A 26,215-nucleotide genomic window follows, 5' to 3' on the forward strand; every position below is an offset into this window, starting at 1 on the left:
CCTCCGGGCAGAGAAGAAGGGGCCCCCGGGGGGGGGGGGGACCCCCCTTCGTATACGGGGAGATCCGGGAGGTAAGTCCCTTACTCCTCGATGTAGTTCTGGAAACCCGGCACCGTCAGCGTGCCGCCGAACTGGCCGGCCTGCATCACGGTGACGTTGGTGAAGAACGCGAACGGCACGTTCAGCGGCGGCGGCGTCTTGGGCGTGAACTCGACGGGGATCAGCCCGAAGAGGTTGCCCTTGAGCGACTCGGTGTACATGGTCACCGTGCCGCCGCGGATCTCGGAGGTCGACCCCTTGGCGCCCTTGACGTGCGCCGTGGGTCCGCCCCTGGGGTCCTGCACGACCTGGTGCAGATCCTTGATGTCCACCGCGTCGGCGGTGAACTTCAGGACCGGCTTGACCGTACCGCCCGCCGTCTTGACGTTGACCACACCGTGGTAGTCGAGGCCGCGCAGCGTGAGCATGCTGGACTCGAGCTTCCACGGGTAGTCGGGCAGCGCCGGGATACCGGGCTCCAGGTCCGCGTCGGCGAGTGCCTTCGGGTCCCCCTCGGCGCACGGGAAGCGCGGCTTGCCGTCCTCACCGAGCGGCAGTTCCTTGAGCGCCTCGTCCAGGTTCTCGACCTCGGCGCCCACCTCGTCGGCGGCCTTCTCGATGTCGGCCTTGAGCTTGTCCCCGGCCTTGTCCACCTCGCCGGTGACCTTGTCGGCCACGTCCTCGGCGGGCTTGTCCTCGGTGGGCTTGTCCTCGGTCGGCTCGTCCTTGGACGGGTCGTCCTCGGCCGGCTTCCCGGTCTCCTCGGCGGTCGGCTTCCCGCTCGGCTCCGGCGTGGGCGTCGCGGAAGGCTCGGGGGTCGCCGTCTCCTTGTCGTCCGGCGTGAAGAAGTCCTTGACGTCCTCGCCGAACTGGTCGAGCTTCTCGCCCACACCCAGCGGGTCCAGCGGGTTCGCGGTCTGGGACGGGGACGGCGTGGGCTCGGCGGCCGCCTTCGGCTCGGCGGTGTCCGTCGTACCGTCCGCCGCCGCCTCTCCCGACGCACTCGTCGACGGCTCCGGCGAGGGCTCCTCGGAGGGCTTCTCCTCGGGCTTGTCGGACTCGGTGCCCGTCTCGGAGGCCGAAGGAGTCGGCGTCGGCGACGCGCTCTCCTCCTGCGCCGCCTCCACGTCCTCGCGCGTCACACACGGACCCGACGAGAAGGGGATCTCGCCGTCGTCGGCGAGCGCGGGCTTGGGCATGAGGCCCATGCCCACGAACACGGCGGTCGGCATGGCGGCCAGCGCCATGGCCCTGTTCGCGGGTATCTGAAGTTTCGTCAGCAGCGACTTACGGGGAGCCGCGTGCTTGGGGCCGGTCTTCGCGCGTGTGCCGTTCAGCGGCGAGCTCGCAGCGCCGTCCGCGGCCCCGAGGGCCAGTTGCGTACCGTCACCCGGCACTGTGCCTCCCGCCGTTGGTCTCCAGTGTGTGGTCCGCGCCGCTGTCGTCGTCGGTGTGCGGTGCGGGGTCCGGCTCGGTCTGCGCGTCCGTCTTCGCCGGTTCCTGCGCGGTCGGCGTGGCCGGTGCCCACGAGATGGACAGCGCGCCGCCGATCATCGCGAGCAGGAAGCCGATCAGGAACCCGCCGAGGTTCGAGACGGGGATCGAGATCAGGGCGAGCAGAATCGCCGCGACACCTGCGAACACCCGGACGATGTGGTGGAACCACATGGTCAGGCCGAGCGTGACCAGGAGCACGCCGATGATCAGCGAACCGGCTCCGGCCGTGGTGGCCATGGCGAGCGTGACATTGCCGAGCTTGATGTCCCCGTACGGCAGATACGCGATCGGAATGCCGCCGAGGATGGTGAAGAGGCCCGCCCAGAACGGCCGGGTGCCTCGCCAGGCCCGGAACTTCCTGCGGTAGACCTTGACGAAGTGGTCGTTCTGCCCCGGTGCATCGGCGCTCATGGGACAACAGCTCCTTGGAACCGGCAGTACATGTGAATTCAGAAGGTCTGTGTGGCGGGCGGGGAGTGAGGCTCCGCGCCCGCCGGGCCAGTCGCCCGACGGCCGGCCCCCTGTCAGGGGCCTCGGCCGCAGTAACTCAGCGAGTGCCTAGTAGCACTCGACCCCCGCGCCGCTGCCCTTCTTCAAGGACAGACCGAAGCCGCTCAGCTCGAACGTGCCCGCGCTGGTCGCCCAGGCGGTCTGCTTCACGTCCTTGATGACGGCCTTGTCGGCACGCTGGGCGAAACCGTTGGGGTTCGCCTGCTCGGTGCCGCCCTTCATCGGGGGCACCTTGTCGCCGGCAGAGCCGGCGGCGACGCCGATGTCCACGTTCGAGAACGTGGCGCTGGACGAGTCCAGCTGCGCGACATCGATGTAGATGTTCTGAGCCTTGACCGGAGTGCCCTTGCCACCGGCGGTGAGCTTCATCGTGACGTCGCCGAGCAACGGCACGTGCGTCACGATCGACTGGCACATGTTGTCGATCTCGGCCGTCTTGAAGGCGTTGATGGCCACCGGGTGGGCGGCCTTCTTGCCCTCCATGTCCACGCCGACGTCGACGCCGCCGTACTGGAGCATGTCGTAGCCGCGGAGCTCATCGGCCTTGACCTTGAACGACTGTCCCGAAACGCTGAACGATGCCGCAAGCGCACCCTGCGAGAGGGCCACGCCTATCGCGGCAGTAGCCGCGACGCTCGGCACCATGACTACGGCGAACCGCTTCCATCTGGTTCCGCCACGAGCCACGGATTCCATGACTTTCCTCCTTCTCGGACGTACATCTCCTGGCCCTGACTGCCACACAGCGGCTCAGCCGGGCAGGGATGGGAGAAGTGCTACGTCCTCGGGAAGGAGAGCGCCTGCTGTTTCCGACTGCGCAGGAACTGCGGCGCGGAACATGGGCGATCACCCCCGAGCGACAACCACGGGCCGCACCGGGGCGGCGCGACCTGTCGGACAGGCCCCACCGGATTGGTGGAGACCCCCCTGTCCAAGGCCGGCGACATGAGGTCTCCGGCCACTCGGTGGGGACCCAGGAACCCGCTTCCCGAGCTGGCTGTCGGGCGTACGTGAATGGACCGAGCGTGGCCGATCGTGGTCCATTCGGAGCGCCCGCACAAGGGGGTTCGTTACTCGCTGGTAACGGCTCCATAACCCCGTCACGACGGCCCGACGTCGGGCGGGCACGCAGGGTGCATGCACCCCTGGGGACGGATCAGTTGATCAACTGGCGAAACCGGACAGAACCACGGCTTCGACTTACTCCAAGTAACAGCGGCCGCGATTACCAAGATTTGGTAAAGCGCGGCCGCCGTGCCTCTCTGGCGTCAAATCTTCACAAGACCACTTGCGTGTCCCTGGTTTAACGAAAGGTCAGCCAAGCACCATCCGGACCATCCGTACGTACAGGGCGTACTGACGTGTCAGAACCGGTACTTGTGGTGTCAGAACAGCGCGCGGGCAAGGGCCGAACGGGCCTTGGCCACACGCGGGTCGTCGGCTCCGACGACCTCGAAGAGGCCGAGCAGATGCACGCGTACGGCATCGCGGTCGTCACCGAAGACCTTCTTGACGGTGTCGACCAGGCGACCGAAGGCGTCCTCGACATGGCCGCCGACGAGGTCCAGGTCGGCGGCGGCGATCTGCGCCTGCGGATCGGCCGGCTTCTCGGCCGCCTCCTGGCGCACCCGCTGCGCGTCCAACCCCTGCACACGCTGCAGGAGTTCGGCCTGCGAGAGGCCGAGCTTCGCCTCGGTGTTGGCGGGGTCGTCGGCGAGCACGTTCTTGTACGCCTGCACCGCGCCGCCCAAGTCGCCCGCGTCCAGGGCCTGTACGGCGGCTTCGAGCAGCGCGTCGTACGGTCCCGCCGGCTCCTCGGGTGCTTCCGCCACGGCGGGGGCGCCCTCGGCGTCCGGGTCGACGAGGAGACCGGTCAGACCGAAGCGCTGCTCACCCACCTGGATCAGCTGGTCGAGGGTCTGGCGGATCTGCGACTCGGGGGCGGCACCCTGGAAGAGAGGGAGCGCCTGGCCCGCGACGACGGCGAAGACGGCCGGGATGCCCTGGATCCCGAACTGCTGCATCAGCATCTGGTTGGCGTCGACGTCGACCTTGGCGAGCAGGAAGCGGCCGTTGTACTCCAGAGTCAGTCGCTCCAGGAGAGGGCCGAGCTGCTTGCAGGGCTCGCACCACTCGGCCCAGAAGTCGATGACGACGGGGACTTCGGTGGAGCGCTGGATGACGGCGCTCTCGAACGACGCCTCGTCGACGTCGATCACCAGGTCGGCGGGCGAGACGGCACCGCCGCCGCCCTGCCGGGCCGTTTCGGCGCGGGCCTGCTCCGCCTTGGCCTTGGCCTCCTGGGCCGCCTTCACCGCGGCGAGGTCGACGACTCCGCTCATGGACATGTTCCGTGGCTGCATGCGCCCATTCTCCCCCTACGGCGACCTCTCCCGTTAAGGGCTACCGAAATCAGGTTCAGCCCCTGCGGCGCTCGAGCAGATCCAAGCGATGCCCGGCGCGAAGTGCACGGACGGGCGGCGGTTCACCGAGCCCCGTCCCGGGCCCGGCTTCGCCGCCACGTCCGGCGTCGTGGGGCCGCGGCCCGTCCGTAGGCCCCCCGCCGGAATGCGGGACATGCGGACAGGTCACGGCCAGTGGGCCAGGTGCAAAGGCCCGGGTGGCCCGAGGAAAGGACCGGGTGCGCGGGGTCCCCACCCCACGCATGTGGTTGCCGCTCGCGGTGAGAGGTTCACGTACGAGCTTTCGCTACGAGTCGTAGCGTATATCGTCTGGGGGGTTCTCGGCCCGTGATCTCCCTCACGGGGGTAAGGCGATCACGGGCCGGGCACCGGCCCGCCCCACGTACCGCCCGGTATGGTCAGCGCCATGCACGACCACACCACCGACCGCCCCGGCAGAACCGGGCGGCCCCGCAGCGCCGAGGCCGACGCGGCGATCCTGGCGGCCACCCGCGAAGCCCTCGTGGACCTCGGCTGGTCCAAGCTGACGCTCGGGGACGTGGCCACGCGGGCCGGGGTCGCGAAGACGACGCTGTACCGGCGGTGGGCCGGGAAGAACGAACTCGTCGTGGACGCCGTCGCCGAACTCTTCGACGAGCTCGCACTCCCCGACCGCGGCAGCCTCGCCGCCGATGTCGAGGGCGTCGTGCTGCAGTTCGCCGCTCTGCTCGACCGTCCCGAGACGCGGACCGCGCTGATGGCCGTCGTCGCCGAATCGACCGGGGACGAGGCGCTGCGCACCCGTATCCGCACCTCGATCGTCGACCGCCAGAAGCGCCTCGTACTGGAAGGGCGGCAACGCGCCCAGGAGCGGGGCGAGTTGCCGGCCGAGGACGATCCCGTGACCGCCGCCCGCACCGCCGATCTCATCTTCGACGTGGTCGCCGGCGCGGTCGTGCACCGCTCCCTGGTGAGCAGCGAACCGGTCGACACCGAGTGGGCGCGCAGCTTCACCGCCCTGCTGCTCGGCGGTCTGACCGGAACCGCACGCCCCTGACCCGGCAGAGCGGACCGCGTCAGACCTGGTAGCGCGATACGTCGAAGAGACGCAGATTCGCCGCCACCCACTGCGACGTCCGCGAGAGCCCTTCCCGCAGCGACACCTCCGGCTGCCACGAAGCCCACTGCCGCGCCCGGGAGTTGTCGGAGAGCAGCCGTTCCACCTCGCTGGCCGCAGGGCGCAGCCGGGACGGGTCCACCACGACCTCGGCCTTCGCCCCCGTGGCCGCGATGAGCTCCGCGGCCAGGTCGCCGATCGAGATCTCGCGCCCCGTACCGAGGTTCACCACCTCACCGAGCGCCCGGTCGCAGGCCGCCACCGCGAGGAACCCGCGCGCCGTGTCCGTGACATAGGTGAAGTCACGGGTCGGCGTCAGCGAGCCGAGCTTGATCTCCCGTACGCCCGCGTGCAGTTGGGCCAGGATCGTGGGGATCACCGCGCGCGCCGACTGCCGCGGTCCGTACGTGTTGAAGGGGCGTACCACCGCGACCGGCAGATCGAAGGCGTTGCGGTGCGACAGCGCCATCATGTCCGCGCCGATCTTCGAGGCGGAGTACGGCGACTGCGGCTGCAGCGGGTGGTCCTCGGCGATCGGGACCGTGAGCGCCGTCCCGTACACCTCGCTGGTGGAGGTGTGGACGAGGCGGCGGACGCCGTGGTGGCGGCAGGCTTCGAGGATGTTCTCGGTGCCGACGACGTTCGTCTGGACGTACGCGCCGGGCGAGTCATAGCTGTACGGGATGCCGATGAGCGCCGCGAGGTGGAAGACCGTGTCGCAGCCGGCCACCGCGTCCATCACGCGTCCGCCGTCGCGGACGTCGCCCGCGAGCATCTCGACCTCGGGACCGCCGAGGTGGTGGGCGAGATGGCCCTTCTCCGCGTACGGCTTGTAGTGCACCAACGCCTTGACGCGCGCGCCCTGTTCGACGAGGAGGTCCACGAGCGTGGAGCCGATGAACCCTTCCGCTCCGGTGACGAGGACGGTGCGGCCGTGCCAGTCGAAGGGCTGGTCTGCGGGCTGGTCTGCGGGCTGGCCTGCGAGCTGGTCGAAGGAAGTCATCGGACGGTCTCCAGGTGAGGGAAGGGAACGGGGCGGCCGGCGAGGCGAAGCACCTCGGCGGCGAGCAGGTCGGCGGCCCGGGCGTGGGGACCCGGGTCGGCGGCGCGCGCCATCGCCGCGAGCCGCTCCGGCCGGTCGAGGAGCGGGCCGACGAGGTCGGCGAGGTGCTCGGCCGTGGTCTCGGCGTCGGGCAGCAGCAGCCCGGCGCCGGCATCGGTGAGCACCCGTGCGTTGTGGGTCTGGTGGTCGCCGGGGGCGTGCGGGTACGGCACGAGGACGGCGGGCACGCCGGTCGCGGCGAGCTCGGCGACCGTGGCCGAACCCGCACGGCAGACGACCAGGTCGGCGGCGGCGTACGCATGGTCCATGCGGTCCAGGTACGGCACCGCGCGGGCCACGGGAGAGGTGCCGAGGCGCCGCCGGGTCACCTCCAGGGCGGCCGGTCCCGTCTTGATGAGCAGCTGGACGTCGGTGCGCGAGCGCCACAGCTCGGCCAGGCCGAGCGCGGCTTCGGTCAGGCGGGCCGCGCCCAGGCTGCCGCCGTTGAAGACGATCAGGCGCGCACCGTCCCGTACGCCCGTCGCACGCCGCGCCTCGGCCCGCAGCCCGGCACGGTCGAGTCCCGCGAGCGAGGCGGCGATCGGCATCCCGACGACGCGGGCCCGTTCGCCGCCCGACAGATGCGCGCGGCTGCGGTCGAAGGCGACGGTGAGGTGCGGGGTGAGGCGGGCGGCGAACTGGTTGGCGCGCCCGGGCACGGCGTTGGACTCGTGGATCACGCTCGGCAGTCCGGCGAGCTTCGCGCCGAGGATCACGGGCGCGCTGGGGTAGCCGCCCATGCCGACCGCGACGTGCGCGCCCTGCGCTCCTTGTGCCCGCAGGATCGACCGGACCTGGGCGCCGGACTTCAGGAGCGCCGCCGGCAGCAGGAAGCGACGGGCGCCGAGCGAGGGGTCGAAGGGGATCATGTCGACGGTGTGCAGCCGGTAGCCGGCCCCGGGTATGAGCCGGGTCTCCAGGCCGCGGGTGGTGCCCACGAAGGAGATCAGCGCGTCGGGCACGGCGCGGCGCAGGGCGTCGGCGAGCGCGAGCCCGGGATAGATGTGACCGCCGGTGCCGCCCGCGCCGATCACTACGGAGAGAGGTGAGGTGGGTGTCAGCATGCGGCCAGGCTCACTGAGCGCGGTAAGAGGGTTCTAAGAGTCCGGTTTGGCACCCTTTACGGCATGGCAGCGAAGGCATACGGCAGCGGCGGCCCGGCTCACCGTCACGGCAGCGGCGCCGCGGCGCACCGTGACAGCGGCGGCACCCCGGCGCACCGTGACAGCGGTGGCACCCCGGCGCCCCCCGACGGACCGCGCATCCTCGTGGTCGACGACGAACCCGAGGTGCGCGTCGCCATCGAGGACGGGCTCGCGGTGGAGGGGTACGCGGTGCGCGGCGCCGGTGACGGGCTCGCCGCCTTGTCCGAGATCGCGGCCTGGCAGCCGGACGCCGTCGTCACGGACGTGATGATGCCGGTGCTCGACGGGCTCGCCCTGTGCCGGCGGCTGCGCGCGATGGGCGACCGTACGCCGGTCCTGGTCCTGACCGCGCTCGGCTCGGTGAGCGAACGGGTGGACGGCCTCGACGCGGGCGCGGACGACTACCTGGTCAAACCCTTTGCCCTGGACGAACTGACCGCCCGCGTACGGGCGTTGCTGCGCCGCGTCGCCCCCGACGAGCCGGCCGGGGACGGCACGCTGCTCACGTTCGCCGACCTCACGGCCGACCCCGTGACCCGCACCGGGCAGCGGGGCGGGCGGCCCCTGGAGTTCAGCAGGACCGAGTTCGCGCTCCTCGAACAGCTGCTGCACAGCCCGCGTCAGGCCCTGCCGCGCGAGCTGCTCCTGGAGCGGGTCTGGGGTCAGGACTTCGGCCCGGACTCCAACTCCCTGGCCGTATACGTGGGTTATCTGCGGCGCAAACTCGAAGCCGGCGGCGAACCACGGCTCGTGCACACCGTGCACGGCGTCGGCTACCGCCTGGATGTGTCATGAGCGACGACGGCCGCGCCTCCGGCCCACCACAGTTCGGCGCCCGCGGTCCTGCCGGCACCGGACCGGCCGACCCCGGACCCGGCACCACCGGACGAGCCCCCCGCGGACCGGCCGACCCGGGACCCGGCACCACCGGACGAGCCCCCCGCGGACGGACCGACCGCCGCCTCGGCGCCCGCTGGCGGCGTCGCCGGCCGCTGCGCACCCGGCTCGCGCTCGCCGCGACGGCCGCGGTGGCGCTGGTCGCGGTCGGGATCTGCACCGCCGCGTTCTTCGTGATCCGCTTCAAGCTCTACCAGCAGCTCGACCAGAACCTCGCCCAGTCGGCGACCCTGATCGGCAAGGAGCACGCGGACGAGGGCCCGGGTGTGTACACCGGCGAGTGCCGCTACCTGGGCGCTCCGGCCTGCGTGCAGAACGTGCCCGCGGACCCGGCCGACGACCCCGCCGAGCCGCACCCGAAGAACGCCGACGGGCAGCCGTACCTGCTGCCCGTCTCGCAAGCGACCCGTCAGGTCGCGGCGCGCCAACGCCCCGCGTACTACACGAACTTCACCCTCGACGGCCATCCCGCCCGGATGTACACCACCCCGTCGCGCGACGGCACCGCGCTGCAGGTGGCCCTGCGCGCGGACATCGCCGACCGAGGGGTGCGCCAGGCCGCCACCCTGCTCGCCCTGGTCGGCGGCGCCGGTGTGCTGCTCGCGGCCGCGGCCGGCTACTGGGTCTCGCGCACCGCACTCGCGCCCGTCACCCGGCTGACCGCGACCGCCGAGCGGATCGCGGCGACCCGTGACGCCCGCCACCCCATCGAGCTGCCGCCGGGTCCCGAAGGGCGCGAGGACGAGGGGACGCCGCTTGCCGCCACGTTCAACACCATGCTCGGCGAGCTGGAGCAGTCGGTCACCGCACAGCGCCGCCTGGTCGCCGACGCTTCGCACGAGCTGCGCACCCCGCTCACGGCGCTGCGTACGAACGCGGAACTCCTCGCCCGCGCCGACCGGTTGACGCCGGCCCAGCGCGACCGTGCGGCCCAGGCGCTCGGCCGGCAGCTGCGGGAGGTCAGCGGCATGGTGAACGACCTGATCGAGCTGGCGCGCGACGAGGAGCCGCAGCCGCTGCTCGAAGAGGTCCGGATGGACGCCCTGGTCACGCACGCGGTGAACGCCGCCCGCGCGCACTGGCCCCAGGTCGCCTTCACGCTGTACGCCACGGACGACGCCCGCGCCGTGACCTTCCCCGGCGTCCCGGCCCGCGTGTCCCGGCTCCTGACGAACCTGCTCGACAACGCCGCGAAGTTCTCGCCGCCCGACGGCCCGGTCGAAGCAACCCTGACCGCACGCGAGTTGACCGTACGGGACCACGGCCCCGGAATCTCCCCGGCCGACCTGCCGTATGTCTTCGACCGCTTCTACCGCGCCGAGTCCGCCCGCGCCCTGCCCGGCTCGGGACTCGGCCTCGCGATGGCCCGGCAGATCGCCCGGGCCCACCACGCCGACCTCACGGCCGAGGCGGCGCCGGGCGGGGGTGCGCTGTTCCGGCTCACGTTTCCTGACCGGCCTTAGCCAGTACGGGAGTTGGGGTAGAGACGACCGGCACCGGGGAAGGCGCCGACCGCGACAGCGAAGTCAGCGCCACCCCGCCGACGAGCAGGACCGCCGCACCCCAGCGCAGTGGACTCACCGACTCGTCGAGCAGCAGCGCCGCCGACGACATTCCGAAGACCGGTACGAGCAGCGAGAAAGGGGCCACCGCGGAAGCGGGATAGCGCCGCAGCAGGAAGCCCCAGACACCGAACCCGAAGACCGTCGCACCCCACGCGACGTAGACGATCGCGCCGACGCCGCCCCAGTCGAGCGCGCGCAGCGCCGCCAGATCCGCCTCGGGCCCCTCGAAGACCAACGACAGGGCGAGCAGCGGCAGTACGGGAACGGTGGACACCCACACCATGAAGTTCAGCGCGTCCGGCGGTGAGGCCTTGCGGGTCAGCACGTTGGACACGCCCCAGCACGCGGCGGACGCGATGACGAGTACGAAGGCGAGGACGGGCCCCGACGCGCCTTCGTCGACGGCCGCGAGGACGATGCCGCCGAGCGCGACGGTCATGCCGGCGATCCGTAGGCGCCCCGGGCGCTCGCGAAGGAGCGCCGCCGCGAGGACGGCCGTGAAGACGGCCTGGATCTGCAGGACGAGGGAGGAGAGTCCGGCGGGCATCCCCCGGTCCATCCCGATGAAGAGCAGCCCGAACTTGGCCACGCCCAGGGCGAGTCCGACCCCGATCACCCACTTCCAGGCGACCTTGGGACGGCCCACGAAGAAGACGGCGGGCAGGGCCGCGACGAGGAAGCGCAGCGCGGAGAAGAGCAGTGGCGGGAAGTGTCCGAGCCCGAGCTCGATGACGACGAAGTTCACTCCCCAGACGGCGGTGACCAGAACGGCGAGCGCGATGTGTACGGGACGCATGATCCGAGGATCAGCGACCCGACTCTTTAGCACCAGCGCGAATCTCTTCATGGTTGAATTGAGTGTTGCTTACGCATAGGCGGCTCGGGCCCAGGAGCCGGCCACCCGGGAGGCGCTCATGCTCGACCTCGGACGTCTGCGCGCCCTGCACGCCGTCTCCGTGCACGGCTCCGTCGCCGCCGCGGCCCTCGCGCTCGGGTACACCCCGTCCGCGGTGTCGCAGCAGATCACCAAGCTGGAGCGGGAGACCCGCACCACGCTGCTCGAACGCCGGGGGCGGGGTGTCGCGCTCACCGAGGAGGCCCGCCATCTCGCCTCCACCGCACAGGAGTTGCTCGCGATCGTCGAGCGCGCGGAGACCACGCTCGAGGAACGCAGGGGCAGGCCGACGGGCCTCCTGACCATCGGCGCCTTCTCCACCGCGGCCCGCGGCCTGCTGCCGGCCGTGCTCGCCGAACTCGCCCGGGAGCACCCCGGACTCGACGTACGGATGACCGAGGTCGATCCGCATCTGTCCATCGACCTGGTCGCCCGCGGCATGATCGACCTTGCGGTCGCCCACGACTGGGACATCGCGCCTTTGCCCGCGCCGGACGGTGTGGAGCAGGCCGTGATCGGTGACGACGCGTGCGACCTCCTGGTGCCCGAGGGGCATCCGCTGTCCGCGCGGGACTCCGTACAGCGCACGGATCTCGGCGGGGAGCGCTGGATCTGCCAGCCGCCGGGCACCGTCTGCCACGACTGGCTGGTGCGTACGCTGCGGGCGGCGGGCCACGAGCCGCTGCTCGCGCACCAGGCGGCGGAGTACCACACCCAACTGGCCCTGGTGGCCGCCGGGTTGGGCATCGCCCTGATCCCGCGCCTGGGCCGCGGCCCGCTGCCGCACGGGGTCCACGCGCTCCCCCTGGAGCCGGCGCCGGTGCGCCGTCTGTACGCGCTGTGGCGGCCGGGCGCGGCACGCCGGCCGGCGATCACCGTGACGGTGGAGCTGCTGCGGCGGCAGTGGGCCCGGGCGGCGGCGTCCGCCGCCTGAGGTGCGGGCATAGTGGTCTGCCATGGGTGACAACAAGGACCGCATGCTGGCGGGCGACTGGTACATCGCCGACGACGAGGAGCTGCTCGCGCAGACGGTGCGCCGCGCCGAACTGTGCGCGGCGTACAACGCGGCCTCGACCGCACCACCGGCACAACGCCAGGCGATTCTCGGGCAGTTGATCGGCGACCTCGGCGAGGACGTCCGCATCCGGCCGCCCTTCCAGTGCGACTACGGCACGTATATCTCCATCGGCGCGCGGACCTTCGTCAACTTCGGCGCGGTCTTCCTGGACGCGGCCCGCATCACGATCGGCGAGGACGTCCAGATCGGACCGAACGTCCAACTGCTGACCCCCACCCACGAGTTGGACCCCGGGCGCCGCCGCGAAGGCTGGGAGAAGGGCGAGCCGATCACGATCGGCGACAACGTCTGGCTCGGCGGCGGCGTGATCGTCTGCCCCGGTGTGACGATCGGGGAGAACACGGTGGTCGGCGCGGGCTCGGTGGTCACCCGCGACCTCCCGCCGGGCGTCCTCGCGGTCGGCAATCCCGCCCGGGTGCTGCGCAGTCTGTGACCCCGGGCCCCAGCCCCTCCCCCGCCCACAGACCCACGCCCCACCCACCGGACACCCACACCCACACCCACACCCACACCCACACCCACACCCACACCCGAGGGAGCGCAACATGCCCGTACCCGCCGATCCGACCGTCCTGCACCCGATGCCGGGCCAGCCCCGCGTCGTCCAGCTCAAGCCGCTGGTGAAGTCCGAGCTGATCGAGGTCGGTGAGTACTCGTATTACGACGACCCTGACGACGCGACCGCGTTCGAGACCCGCAACGTGCTCTACCACTACGGTCCCGAGCGGCTCGTCATCGGCAAGTTCTGCGCGCTCGGCACGGGCACACGCTTCATCATGAACGGCGCCAACCACCGTATGGACGGCCCGTCCACGTTCCCCTTCCCTACCATGGGCGGCTCCTGGGCCGACCACTTCGACCTGCTGACCGGTCTGCCGAACCCCGGTGACACGGTGGTGGGCAACGATGTCTGGTTCGGCAACGGCGCGACCGTGATGCCCGGCGTCCGCATCGGCCATGGCGCGATCATCGCGACCGGCGCGGTGGTCACCGCGGACGTCCCCGACTACGGGATCGCCGGCGGCAATCCGGCCCGCCTGATCCGCAAGCGCTTCAGCGAGCCGGAGATCGAGCGGCTGCTCGCGGTGGCCTGGTGGAACTGGCCGGCCGAGCACCTCACCGAGCACGTACGGACGGTCATGTCCGGCACGATCGAGGAGCTGGAGGCGGCGGCGCCCTGACGCCTCAGGTCTCGGCCCCTGCGAGGGCGATCCCCAACGGGGTCCGCTCGTAAAGGACTTGATGCCCGTAGCGGCGCGAGGTCAGCAGGCCCGCGCCCTTCAGGGCGGAGAGATGGGCGGATACGGAGGAGGGCGCGAGGCCGAGGCGGTGGGCCAGCGCGGTCGTGCTCGCCGGGTCCGTCAGCTCACACAGCACGTCCGCGCGGGCCCGGCCGAGCAGCCGGGCGAGCGCGTCGGAGGCACCGGAGCCGCCCTCGTTCCACAGGCCGCCGATCCCGCGCGCCGGATAGATGATCGCCGGGCTCCACGGCTCCTCCTGGCCGCTGACCACACGGGGCCAGGTGAACACCGAGGGCATCAGGACCAGCCCCTCACCGTGCAGTGTGCGCTCGAACTCGCCCATGCTGCTGACGACGGTCAGCGTCGAGCCCTCCCATCGCAGGTCGGGGCTCAACTCACCCAGCAGCGACCGGAATCCGACCGCCGCGAGCACCCGCGAGTGATACGCGACATCCGCTTCGAGCAGCGCCCGCAGGCGCGGCCACTCCGGGGCGATCAGCCGGTACCAGGCCTGCTCCAGACGGTCGGCCAGGAGCTGGACGGCGGCCGCGGGATCGGCGATCAGCCGCTGTCCCAGCGGGCTCTCCAGCGCCCCCGGCTGCTCGACGAGCGTCAGGTAGAGATCGTTGTACGCGGCGTCGGCCGGCGTCGCCCGCACCCGCGCCAGCTCCTCCTCGAAGGTGGCGAGCGCGCTCGTCGGCGGCGGGCACCAGAAGTCCGGGTAGCGCCCGCGCTGCGGCATCAGCCGCAGGACCGGGGCCAGGTCGAGCTCGGCGGCCGCGTCCTTGATCCGGCGCAGCCACGGCAGGTGGTAGCCGTGACTCTCGGGCCGCCCGAGCACGCCGACAGCCGCCTGCGTCTCCCAGATCGGCGAGATGGCGAACCGGCAGTGCAGCAAGTCCTGCTCGTTGAAGTGCAGATGGAAAGGCATGCTCCGGCTCCCCTCCGCTCGGCCACGGAACCGGCCGCCACCGATGCGGTCCGGCAGCCGGAGTACGAAGAACCGGCGTACGAAGAACCAGCGTACGAAGATTCGGCCTGAGCCGAAAGTCTTAGCGGTACGGGCCCGGGGCGCCACGCTGCCGTACATGTCGACCGAAGCCCGTGCCGCCACCACCGAAGCCGCGCCCCAGGGGTACGGCGCCGTCTTCCGCGTCCGCGAGTTCCGGGCCGTGTTCGCCGCCCATCTGCTCTCCCTGCTCGGTGTGATCGTCAGCGAGATCGCCCTCACCGTGCTCGTCTACGAACTCACCAAGTCACCCCTGCTCAGTGCCCTTACCTTCGCGCTCGGCATGCTCCCGTATCTGATCGGCGGCACCCTGTTCGCCGGCGTCGCCGACCGCTACCCGGCCCGCCGCGTCCTCGTCGTGTGCGATCTGATCTGCGCCGGCTGCGTGGCCGTGATGATCATGCCGGGCACGCCGGTCGCCGCGCTGCTCGCCCTGCGCGTCCTGATCGCCGCCATCGCACCGGTCTTCACCGGCACGCGGATGGCCGCCCTCACCGACATCCTCGGCGAGGGCGACCTCTACGTCCTGGGCCGCTCGATCCTGCGCATCGTCTCGCAGAGCGCCCAGCTCGCCGGGTTCGGCGTGGGCGGCGTACTGCTCGCGGTGGTCTCCCCGCGCAGCGCGATCACCATCACCCTCTGCACCTTCCTGGCCTCGGCCCTGCTGCTGCGCTTCGGCACCAAGGCGCGCCCCGCCCGCGCACGCGGTGGCGCGACGCTGATGCGGGAGTCCCTGTCCGGTGCGCGTCAGGTCTTCGCCGACCGCCGTATCCGCGCCCAGATCCTGCTCTTCTGGCTGCCCGCGATGTTCCTCGTCGCCCCCGAGGCTCTCGCCGCCCCGTACGCCGAGTCCATCGGCGCGGGCCCGGCGGCGCTCGGTCTGCTGATGTGCGCGATGCCGGTCGGGCACATCTGCGCCGAAGTGTGGGTGGGCGCCCGCCTGAGCGCGGCCACCCGCTCGCGCATCGTGTTCCCGGCCGCCGCGGCCGGCCTGCTGCCCTATCTCGGATACGCGATCGCACCCGGCCTCGGGCTCTCGGTGCTGCTCCTCGTCCTCGCGGGGGCGGGCGGCGCGTACGTCCTCGGTCTCGACCAGTGGTTCGTGGCCACCGTCCCCGAGGAACTGCGCGGCCGCGCCATGACGTTGATGACGGCGGGCCTCATGACGGTCCAGGGCGCGGGGATGGCGCTGGCCGGTCTCGCCGCCGAGTTCTGGCCGGTGCACCAGGTCGTCACCGGGGCCGGAGTGATCGGCACGGTCGTCAGCGTCCTGCTCGTGTGGGAGGCACGCCGGGCCGGGGCCAGGCCCCAGGAGAAGACCGAACTGCGAGACGGGACTGGCCACGATGTGACCGCCCGGTAAGGTCGAGGGCGTGCCGAAGCCGCTCAGCCTCCCCTTCGACCCCATCGCCCGAGCCGACGAACTCTGGAAGCAGCGCTGGGGAACGGTGCCCTCGATGGCCGCCATCACCTCGATCATGCGCGCCCACCAGATCCTGCTCGCCGAGGTCGACGCGGTGGTCAAGCCGTACGGACTGACCTTCGCGCGCTACGAGGCGCTGGTCCTGCTCACCTTCTCCAAGGCGGGCGAGCTGCCGATGTCGAAGATCGGCGAGCGCCTGATGGTCCACCCGACCTCGGTGACGAACACGGTCGACCGCCTGGTGAAGTCCGGTCTGGTCGACAAGCGTCCCAACCCCAACGACGGCCGCGGCACCCTGGCCTCGATCACCGACAAGGGCCGCGAGGTGGTCGAGTCGGCCACCCGCGATCTGATGGCGATGGACTTCGGGCTCGGGGTGTACGACGCGGAGGAGTGCGGCGAGATCTTCGCGATGCTGCGGCCGCTGCGGGTCTCGGCCGCGGACTTCGAGGAGCGCTGAGTCCTCGCCCGCAAGGGCCTCCGCACCCGCGCAAAGATCGCGCAAACCGGGCGGTTACCCTCGTCCGTATGAAGAAGAGCGTCCTGACCCGCTACCGCGCCCTCGCCTACATCACGGGTGTCCTGCTCGTCCTGCTGACCTTCGGCATGATCGGCAAGTACGCCCTGGACATGGACGGCGCCGCGGACTTCACCAAGGTCGTCAGCATCGCGCACGGCTGGCTCTACGTCGTGTACCTGGTCTTCGCCTTCGACCTTGGCTCCAAGGCCAGGTGGCCCGTCGGCAAGCAGCTGTGGGTGCTGATCGCGGGCACCATCCCGACCGCCGCCTTCTTCGTCGAGCGCAAGGTCTCCCGCGAGCTGGAGCCCCTCTTCACCGAGGACGGCCCCGCGGTCGCCAAGGCCTGAAAGCCTTACGACGCTTCTGCGGCACCCCACCCCCGTGGCGCGCGCCACGGGGTCGCCCATCGACATTTACTAGGACGTCCTAGTAAATTCGAAGGTATGGACGCTGACGCGATCGAAGAGGGCCGCCGCCGCTGGCAGGCCAGGTACGACAAGGCCCGCAAGCGCGACGCCGACTTCACCACGCTCTCCGGCGACCCGGTCGAGCCGGTCTACGGGCCGCGTCCGGGCGATGCGTACGAGGGCTTCGAGCGCATCGGCTGGCCCGGCGAATACCCGTACACGCGCGGTCTGCACGCGACCGGCTACCGCGGCAGGACCTGGACCATCCGCCAGTTCGCGGGCTTCGGCAACGCCGAGCAGACCAACGAGCGCTACAAGATGATCCTGGCGAACGGCGGCGGCGGTCTGTCCGTCGCGTTCGATATGCCGACCCTGATGGGCCGCGACTCCGACGATCCGCGTTCGCTCGGCGAGGTCGGGCACTGCGGTGTGGCGATCGACTCGGCGGCCGACATGGAGGTCCTGTTCAAGGACATCCCGCTGGGTGATGTCACGACCTCGATGACGATCAGCGGCCCGGCCGTCCCCGTCTTCTGCATGTATCTGGTCGCGGCCGAGCGCCAGGGCGTGGACCCGGCGGTGCTCAACGGCACGCTGCAGACGGACATCTTCAAGGAGTACATCGCGCAGAAGGAGTGGCTCTTCCAGCCGGAGCCGCACCTGCGCCTGATCGGCGACCTGATGGAGTACACCTCCGCCGGCATCCCCGCGTACAAGCCGCTCTCCGTCTCCGGCTACCACATCCGCGAGGCGGGGTCGACGGCCGCGCAGGAGCTGGCGTACACCCTGGCCGACGGCTTCGGTTACGTGGAGCTGGGCCTGAGCCGCGGCATGGACGTGGACGTCTTCGCTCCCGGCCTGTCCTTCTTCTTCGACGCACATGTGGACTTCTTCGAGGAGATCGCCAAGTTCCGCGCGGCGCGCCGCATTTGGGCGCGCTGGATGAAGGAGGTGTACGGGGCGCAGTCGGACAAGGCGCAGTGGCTGCGGTTCCACACGCAGACGGCCGGGGTGTCGCTGACCGCGCAGCAGCCGTACAACAACGTCGTCCGTACGGCGGTCGAGGCGCTCGCCGCGGTCCTCGGCGGCACGAACTCGCTGCACACCAACGCCCTGGACGAGACCCTCGCGCTGCCGAGCGAGCAGGCCGCCGAGATCGCGCTGCGCACCCAGCAGGTCCTGATGGAGGAGACCGGCGTCGCCAATGTGGCGGACCCGCTGGGCGGCTCCTGGTACATCGAGCAGCTCACGGACCGGATCGAGGCGGACGCCGAGAAGATCTTCGAGCAGATCAAGGAGCGGGGCCTGCGCGCCCACCCCGACGGTCAGCACCCGATCGGCCCGATCACCTCGGGGATTCTGCGCGGGATCGAGGACGGCTGGTTCACGGGCGAGATCGCCGAGTCCGCCTTCCAGTACCAGCGCTCGCTCGAGAAGGGCGACAAGCGCGTCGTCGGCGTGAACTGCCACGACGGCTCGGTCACCGGCGATCTGGAGATCCTGCGGGTCTCGCACGAGGTGGAGCGCGAGCAGGTGCGCCTGCTCGCCGACCGCAAGGCCGGCCGTGACGACGCGCGGGTCCAGGCCGCCCTGGCCGCGATGCTCGCGTCCGCGCGGGACGGCTCCAACATGATCGTGCCGATGATCGAGGCGGTACGGGCCGAGGCCACGCTCGGCGAGATCTGCGGGGTGCTGCGGGACGAGTGGGGCGTGTACACGGAGCCCGCCGGGTTCTGAGCCCTTTTCCTGTACGGCACCGGGGGCGCCCTTCCATACGGAGGGGCGCCCCCGGTGTCGTGACCTGCCGACATATGCCCCTTATGTCACGATTGCCCGGTCCCATGTGATCGTCCTCAAGGGGTCCGGATGACCGCCCGCAACGCCCGCACCATCCGCGGCAGGCTGGCCATCGCAGCCGCGATCAGCGCCTCGCTCGCCCTGACCGCCGCCTGTTCCGGCGGCGCCGAGGACGCCGGCCAGGCCTCCGACGCCCGTGAGGCAGCCCTCGTCCAGTCGCCGCAGAAACCGGCCGGCACGCCGTTCTGGGTCGATCCGGACAGCCCGGCCGCCCAGCAGGTCAAGCAGTGGCAGAGCGGCGGCCGCGCCTCGGACGCCGAGGTCCTGCGGCGGATCGCCGACCAGCCGCTCGCGGTGTGGCCCGCGGGCGACGAGCCCGGCTGGCAGATCAAGGCGGCCCGCGAGGGCGCCGCGAAGACGAACAGCACGATGGTGCTCGTCGCGTACAACATCCCGCACCGCGACTGCGGCCAGCACTCGGCCGGCGGAGCGCACAGCGAGGCGTTCTACCGGCAGTGGATCGGCGCCTTCGCCGACAACATCGAGAACAAGAAGGCCATCGTCATCCTGGAGCCGGACGCGCTCCCGCATGTGGCGGACGGCTGCACCCCGGCCGAGTACCACGAGCAGCGCTTCCGGCTGATCTCGGAGGCCGTCGCACGCCTGAAGAAGCAGCCGAACACCAAGGTCTACCTGGACGCCGGCAACCCGGACTGGATCAGGAACCCCGGCAATCTGGCCCAGCCGCTGTGGCGTTCGGGCATCGCGCAGGCCGACGGCTTCGCGCTCAATGTGTCCAACTTCCAGCCGACCGCCGAGAACATCGCGTACGGCCGCAAGCTCTCCGCCCTGGTCGGCAACAAGCACTTCGTGATCGACACCAGCCGCAACGGCAACGGTCCGCTGCCCGGCCGCGGCGGCGAGGCCTGGTGCAACCCGCCGGGCCGTGCGCTCGGCGCCGCGCCCACGACGAAGACCGGCGACAAGCTGGTGGACGCCTTCCTGTGGATCAAGCGGCCCGGTGAGTCGGACGGCGAGTGCCGGGGCGGCCCGCCGGCCGGCAAGTGGTGGCCGGACTACGCGCTCGGTCTCGCGCGCAACTCCAAGTAGCCGCACAGGAAACGGCCCGCCCCCTCTCGCCAGAGGGGCGGGCCGGTTCGTATGAGGGGGCCCCGTGACCCCGGGGGCCGGGTGGCGACTTCGCCACGCGGATCCACTGCGCCTCGGACGGGGTGCCCTCGCCGTCCACGCCGAAGACCATGTACCAGCCGGGCGGGACCAAGGTCCGGTCCTTCGGCACGGTGACCGTGACGGAGTCCTTGGTCTTGGCCATGTCCAGGGCGATGGAGCGCTGTTCGACATCCGTGGTGTGCGTGACCGCACTCGGCCGCATCAGCCGCGCCTTGACGATCTTGTCGGGCGCCGGGGACTTGAAGGTCGCCTTGCCCTTCGCATCAGGCTCCCGCGGCCCGTCGGTGAGCTGCGGCCGGCTCTCCTTGTCGCGGTACAGATACGGCGGCGTGTAGACCTCCATCCGCTGCTCGAACTTGCCGAGCTTGGTGTTGTCCTTGTCGCCGAAGAGCGAGTCGGAGCCGAAGGTCGCCACACGTCCGTCGGGCAGCAGGAGCGCCTCGGAGTGGTAGTTGCGGCCGACGGTGGGTTCGGCGGCCGTACGGAAGCGGTCCGCGGACGGGTCGTAGAACTGGGCCTTGAGGATGTTGGACGCGCCCCGGCCGCGGTAGTCGTACGAGCCGCCGCTGGTGAAGACGGTGTCGTCCGGCATGATCACGCTGTTCAAATAGCGTGTGCCCTGCGGGAGTTGCGGACCGGTCCTGAAAGCGGGGTCGTCCTCCTTGAGGTCGATCACGGCGGTACGCGCGGTCGCCTTCTCGGACTCGCCGACCCCGCCGCCGCCGAGGATCATCACCTTCTGGTCCTGCGCCGGCGGCAGCAGCAGCGAGGCCGAGGTCTCGGTCTGGTCCATGTCCTCGAGGCCCGGGACCTTCTCGAAGGTGTTCTTCTCCAGGTCCCACAGGCCGGGCTCGCGGCCCTTCTCGGCGGGTCCGTAACCGGCGTTGGAGGCCGGGTAGAAGAGCTTGCCGCCCTTGGTGAGGAAGAGCGCGGGATACGTGGGGAAGTAGCGGAAGGGGCCCTTCTTCCACTTCTTGGTCGCCGGATCGTAGATCTCGTTGTCCCCGGGGTCGACCACGCCGACCTCGTCGAGTCCGGAGACCGCGAGCACCTTGCCGTCCTGGAGCGTCACCAGGGTCGGGTACCAGCGGGCCTTCGCCATCGGGTCGACCGGGATGTACTTCTCGGCCACGGGATCGAATTCGTACGCGGCCCGGATGCCCTGGAAGTCCTGCTTCTCCATGTCGATCTTCTCGGTGAGGCCGTAGACGTTGTCCGCGTCCTTGCCCTTCAGACCGACGATCTCGTACTGCGCCTGCTTCTTGGCGACCGATCGGGGCCCTTCCTCGACGGCCTCCACGAAGACCCGTTCCTCGGCGGCCTGCACCTTGGTCTTCCAGGGCTTCATCGCCCCGCTCTTGGTGTACGCGATGTCGAACTTGCGCTTCGCCTTGGGGATCTTCACATCGAAGCGGCTGACGTACTCGGTGCCGGAAGGAGAGCGGAAGCGGGTGCCCTTCTTGAGCGTCACTTCCTTGTCGGGGCTCTCGTTCTTCACCCGCATCAGACCGCCGGCCCGGGTGACCGCACCGTCGAGCACCTCGTAGCGCGCGGTGCCGCCCGCCACCAGGAGCCGTCCGTCGGCGAGTTGGGTGTGACCCGAGCAGAAGAAGTCCTCGGGGGTGGGGATCTTCTTGAAGGAGTCATCCGCCGGGTTCCACAGAATCGTGTCGAAGGTGCCCGCGTCGAAGTTCTTCTGGCTGTTGCCCGAGCCCGCGACGATCAGCACTTTCCCGGTGTGCAGCAGCGCCGCGTGGATGGCGTTCGTCCGGTACTCCTCGGGCACGTCGACCGTGCTCCAGGAGCCGTACTGCTTCTTGTAACCGGGCTGGGAGATCTTGTAGTCGTGGTACTGCTCCTCGGCGAAGCCCACGGCCGCCGGAGCGTTCAGACCGGCGAGCAGCACGACGGCCCCGGCGCCCATCACCGTCTTCTTCTGGCGTTTGGTCGGTGAGAACGGCATGGGTCAGTTGCCTCCTGTCGTGCTGCTGGAAACGGTGGAGCCGGTGGAGACACTGGCCTGGGAGAGCTGCCCTGAGCCGGTCACGGTGCTCGTGGCGAGCGCGGGTTCGACCTCGATCTCGTGCTTGCCCGCGCGCAGGGCACGCCGCCTGCGCACCTCGCCGAAGGCCCAGACCGCGACCGGGGCCAGCGAGATGGCCAGGGCGAGGAAGGCCCAGGTGCGCATCGCCACATGCGTATGGCCGAGCACGAAGGACGCGACCAGGGACGTGGCGAGGATCGCCGCCCAGAAGAGATGGATACGGAAGGTGAGCACCCGGTCCGGGGATGCGTCGCCGCCCTTGGGCGTGACGACGAAGCGGCTCGGGCGGCGCAGCACCGCCTCACCGAGCGACTTGGCGTAGATCGGCGCGGAGAGCGCGGACATCGCCATGCCGGCGAGACCGCCGGAGCCCTCGGGTTCGTGCGGGGAGACGTTGTGGCGGCGGTTCCACAGGTACAGGCCGACCTGGAGTGCGGCCGCGTCGCTGTAGAGCATCAGCCAGATGGATGCGGCGACCTGGGTACCGGAGGCGCCGAACCACAGGAACAGCACACAACTGAGAATGCCGAGCACCCAGTTGACGGCCGTCATGGGGTAGTAGACGAGCATCAGCGAGTAGTTGAAGAGCCGCCCCGGAGGCATCGAGAAGGGGGCCTTCCAGTACTGCTTGAACAGCGTCTCGTACGTGCCGCGCGACCAGCGCATCTGCTGGGTGAAGAAGTCCGTCCAGGACTCGGGGCCCTCACCGACCGCGAGGACGTCCGGGGTGTAGACGGAGCGCCAGTGGTGGCCGGTGAGCGGGTTCTTCGTACGGTGCAGCTCGAAGCCGGTGGCCATGTCCTCGGTGATCGAGTCGTAGAGCCCGCCGACCTGCTTGACCGCGGCGATCCGTACGGCGTTGTTGGTGCCCACGAACATCGGGGCCTTGTAGCGGTTGCCCGCCCGCTGGATCAGCGCGTGGAAGAGGAACTGCTGGGATTCGGCGGCCTTGGTGACGGCCGGGCGGTAGTTGCCGTAGACCTGCGGGCCGACGACGAACGCGATGTCCGGGTCGCGGAAGTAGCCGAGCATCCGCTCCAGGAAGTTGGGCATCGGCACGTGGTCGGTGTCGACGGAGGCGAAGAACTCGTAGTCCTTGCCGTGCATCGCCAGCCACGCGTTGTAGTTCCCGTGCTTGGTCTTCGCCTTGTGGACGCCCTTGTCGCGGTTCCACTCCGGGACGCCCTTGCGCGTGAAGTGCTTGACGCCCAGCTCGGCGCAGAGCGCCTTGGCCTCGGGGTCGTCGCCTTCGTCGAGCAGCCAGACGTCCAGATGTCCGTCGTGGCGCATCTCCATGGCGCCTTCGAGGGTGCCGCGCACCATGGATATGGGCTCTTTGCCGGGCACGTACGTCGTCAGAAAGGCGACGCGGGTACCGGGCTCGGCCCGTACAGGGACCGGATCGCGGGCGACCATCGTCGCGTGCGCGATGGAGACGACGTTGATCAGCATGAACAGCTCGATCAGGCCGATCGCCACGAGCATCGTGACGTCCAGATAGACGAGCCAGCGGTCGCCGCCCTCGCGCTGGGTCCAGTGCGTGGGCCAGACGAGATAGACGAGCAGGAGGCCGGTGAGCACCGGCGCCAGGGTCATGAGCAGGACGGCGCGTATTCGGTGCGGCTCACGCGAGAGGAGCTTCGTGTACTGCACCCGGTAGGCGGCTCCGTCCGGCTCGGTGAGCGGCCCGGCTATCCGGCTGTGGGTGTCGTAGTCGTAGCCCTCCGGCCGCACAGCGCCCTCCTCGAGATCGTTCCGATCGCTCTGATCGAACGAGCCAATACCCCCACAAAAGAGGAGAAATCCGGGCGTGTCGACCGGAGGGAGACCGGACAGGGCCGAGCGTGCGCTTTTTGATCCTGTACGGAGTCCTTGGCGGGCTTGCGAGTTGCGATCACACGGTGCGGGTGGACCGCCGCAGCCGGTGGCGCACCGCGCGCTGGGCAAGGGGGCCGAGGTCCTCGACGGCGGCGGCGAGCACCGACAGCTGCTCCAGGGCCGCCAGGGCGCGCTCCGCGCCCTCGGGGTCGACGCCTTCGTACAGCTCGATGCCGACGAACGAGGCGCTCACGGCCCGCGCGAGCCCCACCGGATCGGTGAACTCTCCGAGCGGGCTCGCGCTCAGGACCCTGACAAGGACCTTCTCGATCTCGGCGATCCACAGATCGAGCCCGGCGGCCGTGGCGGGCGCGAGCGGCCGATGGGTCTGGGCGCCGGCGAGCAGCTGGGCGAGCACGGCGACATGGCCGCCGGCCCGCTCCCGCTCATGCATCTCGCGTCCGAAGGCGAGCAGTTCGGAGAGGGTGGAGATCGCGTCGAGGCGCTCGCGGTAGAGCGCGACCCGCTCCCGGGAGCCGTGCCGGCAAGCGGCCGCGAGCAGCTCGTCGACCGAGCCGAAGTGGTAGAAGACCAGCGCCTGGTTGACCCCTGCGGCGGCCGCGACGGTCCGCGCGGAGGTCTTCGCGATGCCCTGCTCGACGAGGGTCGTGAGGGCGCCCTCGATCAGCTTCTGCCTGGTCTCGGCGCTCTTGGCGGCCTTGGCCTCGGCGGCCTTGGCCGCCTTGTCCCCGGTGGCCGCGGCTCGGGGCGTCATGCGCGCGCCTCCTCGCGTACGGGACGCAGACCCGGGCGGACCCCGCACCGGCCGACATCGGCATAGCGGGCGGTGAAGGAGCCCTCGTATCCGAAGAGCGGGCCGAAGCGGCGATTGGCGACACGGACGCGGATACGGAAGCGGCCGGCCTCCTCGTCGTAGTGCTCGCGCACCTCCGCGTCGCCGCCGATCAGCTCGGGGACCCGGACGTCGAGCCGTCCCTCGCGGAAGCGGTGGATCCCGGAGCGGATCACGAGTCCGCCCCGCTCGTCCACGGAGAGGTGCAGATCGGACGCGAGGTGCTGATGCGTGCCGAGGTAGTCGAGGATGCGGTCGCCCTTGGGGCCGAGCACCATCTGGGCGTCGAAGCGGCGGGGGCCGCCGGGGAGCTGGAACGTGCGCACGAAGCTCACGGTCTCACGGCCGTACGTGTCGGTGTACGGCACGTTCTCGATGGTGAAGGGGACGTGCCGGCCCTCGCGCGGGACCAGGATGTTGCGCGTGGTGCCGAGCGCGAGGAAGGGCTTGACCCAGGGGCCGCCGTGCCAGATGCGGTCCATCACGCCGGTGCCGAAGCAGGCCTCACCGCTCGCGAGGGAGACGGAGAAGCGGCGCTGCATCTCGGGGTGGAGCCGGTCGAAGTCGGCGCCGAGGACGGTACGGAAGATCGAGGTCGAGGCCGTAGTCGAGTTCGTGACCGTAGTCGAGGTCGGGGTCACGGCCGCAGTCGCGGTCGAGGTCTTGGTCGAGGTCGGGGTGACGGCCGTCGTCGAAGTCGAGGTCATGGTCAGTTCTCCGGGGCGTGCGGGGTGAGCGTGGCGAGCAGTCGGGGCGCACGGGCATCGGTGCGCGGGGTGCGGCCGCAGCGGCGGGCGGCCGGGGTGAAGGGCAGCGGGGGCAGCTTCAGGAGCATCGCGACCAGGGCCGAGGGGATCCCCACGACGGCGAAGACGAAGAAGAGCACCCCGAAGTCGGCGTAACCGGAGGCCAGCACGTAGACGAGCGACTGAAGGCCGAAGACGACGAACAGGCCGAGCAGCGCGAGGAGCAGCAGGGTCCGCATCAGCATCTCGGTGAGCCAGTGCACGAGGGACCAGCGGGGTGTGATGCCCTCCTCCAGCCATAGCCTCAGCCGGTCGAAGGACCAGGCGGTGGCCCAGCCCATCAGCGGACGCAAGACGAGACGGTCGGCGGCCTTGCCGAAGCGGCCCCAGCGCGGGGTGTAGTCGTAGCCGGTGATGAAGCGGACGCCGTCGCCTTCGGGGACGTAACGCCAGTACCCGCTGCCCTCCTCGAGAAGGGAGAGCGGATGGGGCGAGGAGAAACGGAGCGCCGAGGTCCGGGTGCCGTCGGGGCGGCGCTTCTCGCCCGCCGAGATGCCGGTGCCGGCGATCTTCAGAAACGGCAGTACGCGGGTCGCGTACCGGAAGCGCTGCGGCTCGGCAGGGTCGTCCCCGGACTTCGGGAGGTAGTCGATCTCGCCGAAACGGAGGTCCCAGCGCTGGTGTTCGGCCGGGTTCTGGGTGTGCTCCCAGACCGTCTCCATGTCGGCCCGTATCAACGCCTCGACATACAGACCCCTGTCCGCCGTCATCACAAACCCCCGGTCCAGTACGTTCTTGAGCGACTGCTCAACAGGAAGGTACACAATCTTGAGCGAGTGCTCAACTTCCAGGTACGAGAAAAACCACGCCCCAGCGGGGGGGGGGTTTTCCCGGAGTACCCGGGGGGGGGGGGGGGGGG

General features: G+C 70.5%; 23 protein-coding genes and 1 pseudogene. 11 read left to right on the top strand and 13 right to left on the bottom strand.

Annotated elements, in window-relative coordinates; genetic code table 11:
* Window positions 1–80: 80 nt before the first annotated feature.
* The 4 genes from JAO81_RS01490 to JAO81_RS01505 form a co-directional block, all read right to left on the bottom strand.
* Window positions 81–1,436 carry a hypothetical protein gene (locus JAO81_RS01490; RefSeq protein WP_199545863.1) on the bottom strand — a complete coding sequence of 452 codons (1,356 nt, stop codon included), beginning with the start codon at window positions 1,434–1,436 and terminating at the stop codon, window positions 81–83.
* Window positions 1,426–1,947, bottom strand: coding sequence for a DUF6114 domain-containing protein (locus tag JAO81_RS01495; protein WP_199545864.1), 522 nt, complete (start codon window positions 1,945–1,947; stop codon window positions 1,426–1,428). Before JAO81_RS01495 ends, JAO81_RS01490 begins: the two co-directional genes overlap by 11 nt.
* 147 nt (window positions 1,948–2,094) lie before the next feature.
* Window positions 2,095–2,742 (bottom strand): DUF6230 family protein, encoded by a 648-nt coding sequence (locus JAO81_RS01500; protein WP_199545865.1) that lies wholly within the window; start codon window positions 2,740–2,742, stop codon window positions 2,095–2,097.
* 689 nt (window positions 2,743–3,431) lie between these two features.
* Entirely contained in the window at window positions 3,432–4,409 is a 978-nt protein-coding gene (locus JAO81_RS01505) for a tetratricopeptide repeat protein (protein ID WP_199545866.1), read from the bottom strand.
* A 466-nt stretch (window positions 4,410–4,875) separates the two neighbouring features.
* On the opposite strand from JAO81_RS01505, the gene JAO81_RS01510 reads away from it, so the two are divergent.
* Complete coding sequence (locus tag JAO81_RS01510; RefSeq protein WP_199545867.1) at window positions 4,876–5,505, top strand: TetR/AcrR family transcriptional regulator; 630 nt, start codon at window positions 4,876–4,878, stop codon at window positions 5,503–5,505.
* A 19-nt stretch (window positions 5,506–5,524) separates the two neighbouring features.
* On the opposite strand, the gene JAO81_RS01515 is transcribed toward JAO81_RS01510, so the two are convergent.
* Both JAO81_RS01515 and JAO81_RS01520 read right to left on the bottom strand, forming a co-directional pair.
* On the bottom strand, window positions 5,525–6,568 hold the full coding sequence (locus JAO81_RS01515) for a GDP-mannose 4,6-dehydratase (RefSeq protein ID WP_199545868.1): 1,044 nt from the start codon (window positions 6,566–6,568) through the stop codon (window positions 5,525–5,527).
* Entirely contained in the window at window positions 6,565–7,731 is a 1,167-nt protein-coding gene (locus JAO81_RS01520) for a glycosyltransferase (protein WP_199545869.1), read from the bottom strand. Before JAO81_RS01520 ends, JAO81_RS01515 begins: the two co-directional genes overlap by 4 nt.
* 204 nt (window positions 7,732–7,935) lie before the next feature.
* Between JAO81_RS01520 and JAO81_RS01525 the strand changes: the two genes are divergently transcribed.
* Window positions 7,936–8,607, top strand: coding sequence for a response regulator transcription factor (locus tag JAO81_RS01525; RefSeq protein ID WP_307813108.1), 672 nt, complete (start codon window positions 7,936–7,938; stop codon window positions 8,605–8,607).
* Complete coding sequence (locus tag JAO81_RS01530; RefSeq protein WP_199545871.1) at window positions 8,604–10,172, top strand: cell wall metabolism sensor histidine kinase WalK; 1,569 nt, start codon at window positions 8,604–8,606, stop codon at window positions 10,170–10,172. Before JAO81_RS01525 ends, JAO81_RS01530 begins: the two co-directional genes overlap by 4 nt.
* On the opposite strand, the gene JAO81_RS01535 is transcribed toward JAO81_RS01530, so the two are convergent.
* Window positions 10,150–11,070 (bottom strand): EamA family transporter, encoded by a 921-nt coding sequence (locus JAO81_RS01535; protein WP_199545872.1) that lies wholly within the window; start codon window positions 11,068–11,070, stop codon window positions 10,150–10,152. The genes JAO81_RS01530 and JAO81_RS01535 overlap by 23 nt on opposite strands.
* 118 nt (window positions 11,071–11,188) lie before the next feature.
* Here JAO81_RS01535 and JAO81_RS01540 point away from each other — a divergent pair, with 118 nt between their 5' ends.
* The 3 genes from JAO81_RS01540 to JAO81_RS01550 all read left to right on the top strand — a co-directional run bounded on the left by JAO81_RS01540 (window position 11,189) and on the right by JAO81_RS01550 (window position 13,428).
* Entirely contained in the window at window positions 11,189–12,103 is a 915-nt protein-coding gene (locus JAO81_RS01540; protein ID WP_199545873.1) for a LysR family transcriptional regulator, read from the top strand.
* Window positions 12,104–12,125: 22 nt separating this feature from the next.
* Entirely contained in the window at window positions 12,126–12,680 is a 555-nt protein-coding gene (locus JAO81_RS01545; protein WP_199545874.1) for a sugar O-acetyltransferase, read from the top strand.
* A 112-nt stretch (window positions 12,681–12,792) separates the two neighbouring features.
* Window positions 12,793–13,428: a CatB-related O-acetyltransferase gene (locus tag JAO81_RS01550; protein WP_199545875.1), complete on the top strand. Its 636-nt coding sequence runs from the start codon at window positions 12,793–12,795 to the stop codon at window positions 13,426–13,428.
* Window positions 13,429–13,432: 4 nt separating this feature from the next.
* Here JAO81_RS01550 and JAO81_RS01555 read toward each other — a convergent pair whose 3' ends face one another.
* Window positions 13,433–14,419 (bottom strand): DUF5937 family protein, encoded by a 987-nt coding sequence (locus JAO81_RS01555; protein ID WP_199545876.1) that lies wholly within the window; start codon window positions 14,417–14,419, stop codon window positions 13,433–13,435.
* A 157-nt stretch (window positions 14,420–14,576) separates the two neighbouring features.
* Between JAO81_RS01555 and JAO81_RS01560 the strand changes: the two genes are divergently transcribed.
* The 5 genes from JAO81_RS01560 to JAO81_RS01580 all read left to right on the top strand — a co-directional run bounded on the left by JAO81_RS01560 (window position 14,577) and on the right by JAO81_RS01580 (window position 19,754).
* The gene (locus JAO81_RS01560; protein ID WP_233414774.1) at window positions 14,577–15,860 is read left to right on the top strand and encodes an MFS transporter; all 1,284 of its coding nucleotides are present in this window, start codon (window positions 14,577–14,579) and stop codon (window positions 15,858–15,860) included.
* 10 nt (window positions 15,861–15,870) lie between these two features.
* On the top strand, window positions 15,871–16,380 hold the full coding sequence (locus tag JAO81_RS01565; protein WP_052579541.1) for a MarR family winged helix-turn-helix transcriptional regulator: 510 nt from the start codon (window positions 15,871–15,873) through the stop codon (window positions 16,378–16,380).
* A gap of 68 nt (window positions 16,381–16,448) precedes the next feature.
* Window positions 16,449–16,787 carry a DUF3817 domain-containing protein gene (locus JAO81_RS01570; protein WP_199545878.1) on the top strand — a complete coding sequence of 113 codons (339 nt, stop codon included), beginning with the start codon at window positions 16,449–16,451 and terminating at the stop codon, window positions 16,785–16,787.
* 96 nt (window positions 16,788–16,883) lie between these two features.
* Complete coding sequence (locus tag JAO81_RS01575; protein ID WP_199545879.1) at window positions 16,884–18,584, top strand: methylmalonyl-CoA mutase; 1,701 nt, start codon at window positions 16,884–16,886, stop codon at window positions 18,582–18,584.
* A 129-nt stretch (window positions 18,585–18,713) separates the two neighbouring features.
* Window positions 18,714–19,754: a glycoside hydrolase family 6 protein gene (locus JAO81_RS01580; RefSeq protein WP_199545880.1), complete on the top strand. Its 1,041-nt coding sequence runs from the start codon at window positions 18,714–18,716 to the stop codon at window positions 19,752–19,754.
* A gap of 94 nt (window positions 19,755–19,848) precedes the next feature.
* On the opposite strand, the pseudogene JAO81_RS01585 reads toward JAO81_RS01580, so the two are convergent.
* The 5 genes and pseudogenes from JAO81_RS01585 to JAO81_RS01605 all read right to left on the bottom strand — a co-directional run.
* Window positions 19,849–21,798, bottom strand: a pseudogene (locus JAO81_RS01585) (galactose oxidase-like domain-containing protein); the annotation flags it as partial.
* Between the two features lie 3 nt (window positions 21,799–21,801).
* Window positions 21,802–23,613, bottom strand: coding sequence for a glycosyltransferase family 2 protein (locus JAO81_RS01590; RefSeq protein WP_199545882.1), 1,812 nt, complete (start codon window positions 23,611–23,613; stop codon window positions 21,802–21,804).
* 160 nt (window positions 23,614–23,773) lie between these two features.
* Window positions 23,774–24,472: a TetR/AcrR family transcriptional regulator gene (locus tag JAO81_RS01595; protein ID WP_199545883.1), complete on the bottom strand. Its 699-nt coding sequence runs from the start codon at window positions 24,470–24,472 to the stop codon at window positions 23,774–23,776.
* Complete coding sequence (locus JAO81_RS01600) at window positions 24,469–25,092, bottom strand: DUF4166 domain-containing protein (RefSeq protein ID WP_233414802.1); 624 nt, start codon at window positions 25,090–25,092, stop codon at window positions 24,469–24,471. The genes JAO81_RS01595 and JAO81_RS01600 overlap by 4 nt, the downstream gene beginning before the upstream one ends.
* Window positions 25,093–25,259: 167 nt before the next feature.
* A complete protein-coding gene (locus JAO81_RS01605; protein WP_199545885.1) occupies window positions 25,260–26,066 on the bottom strand; it encodes a hypothetical protein in 807 nt (268 codons plus the stop codon).
* Between the last annotated feature and the right edge of the window lie 149 nt (window positions 26,067–26,215).

Source organism: Streptomyces sp. N35, from assembly GCF_016464295.1.
Lineage (GTDB): Bacteria > Actinomycetota > Actinomycetes > Streptomycetales > Streptomycetaceae > Streptomyces.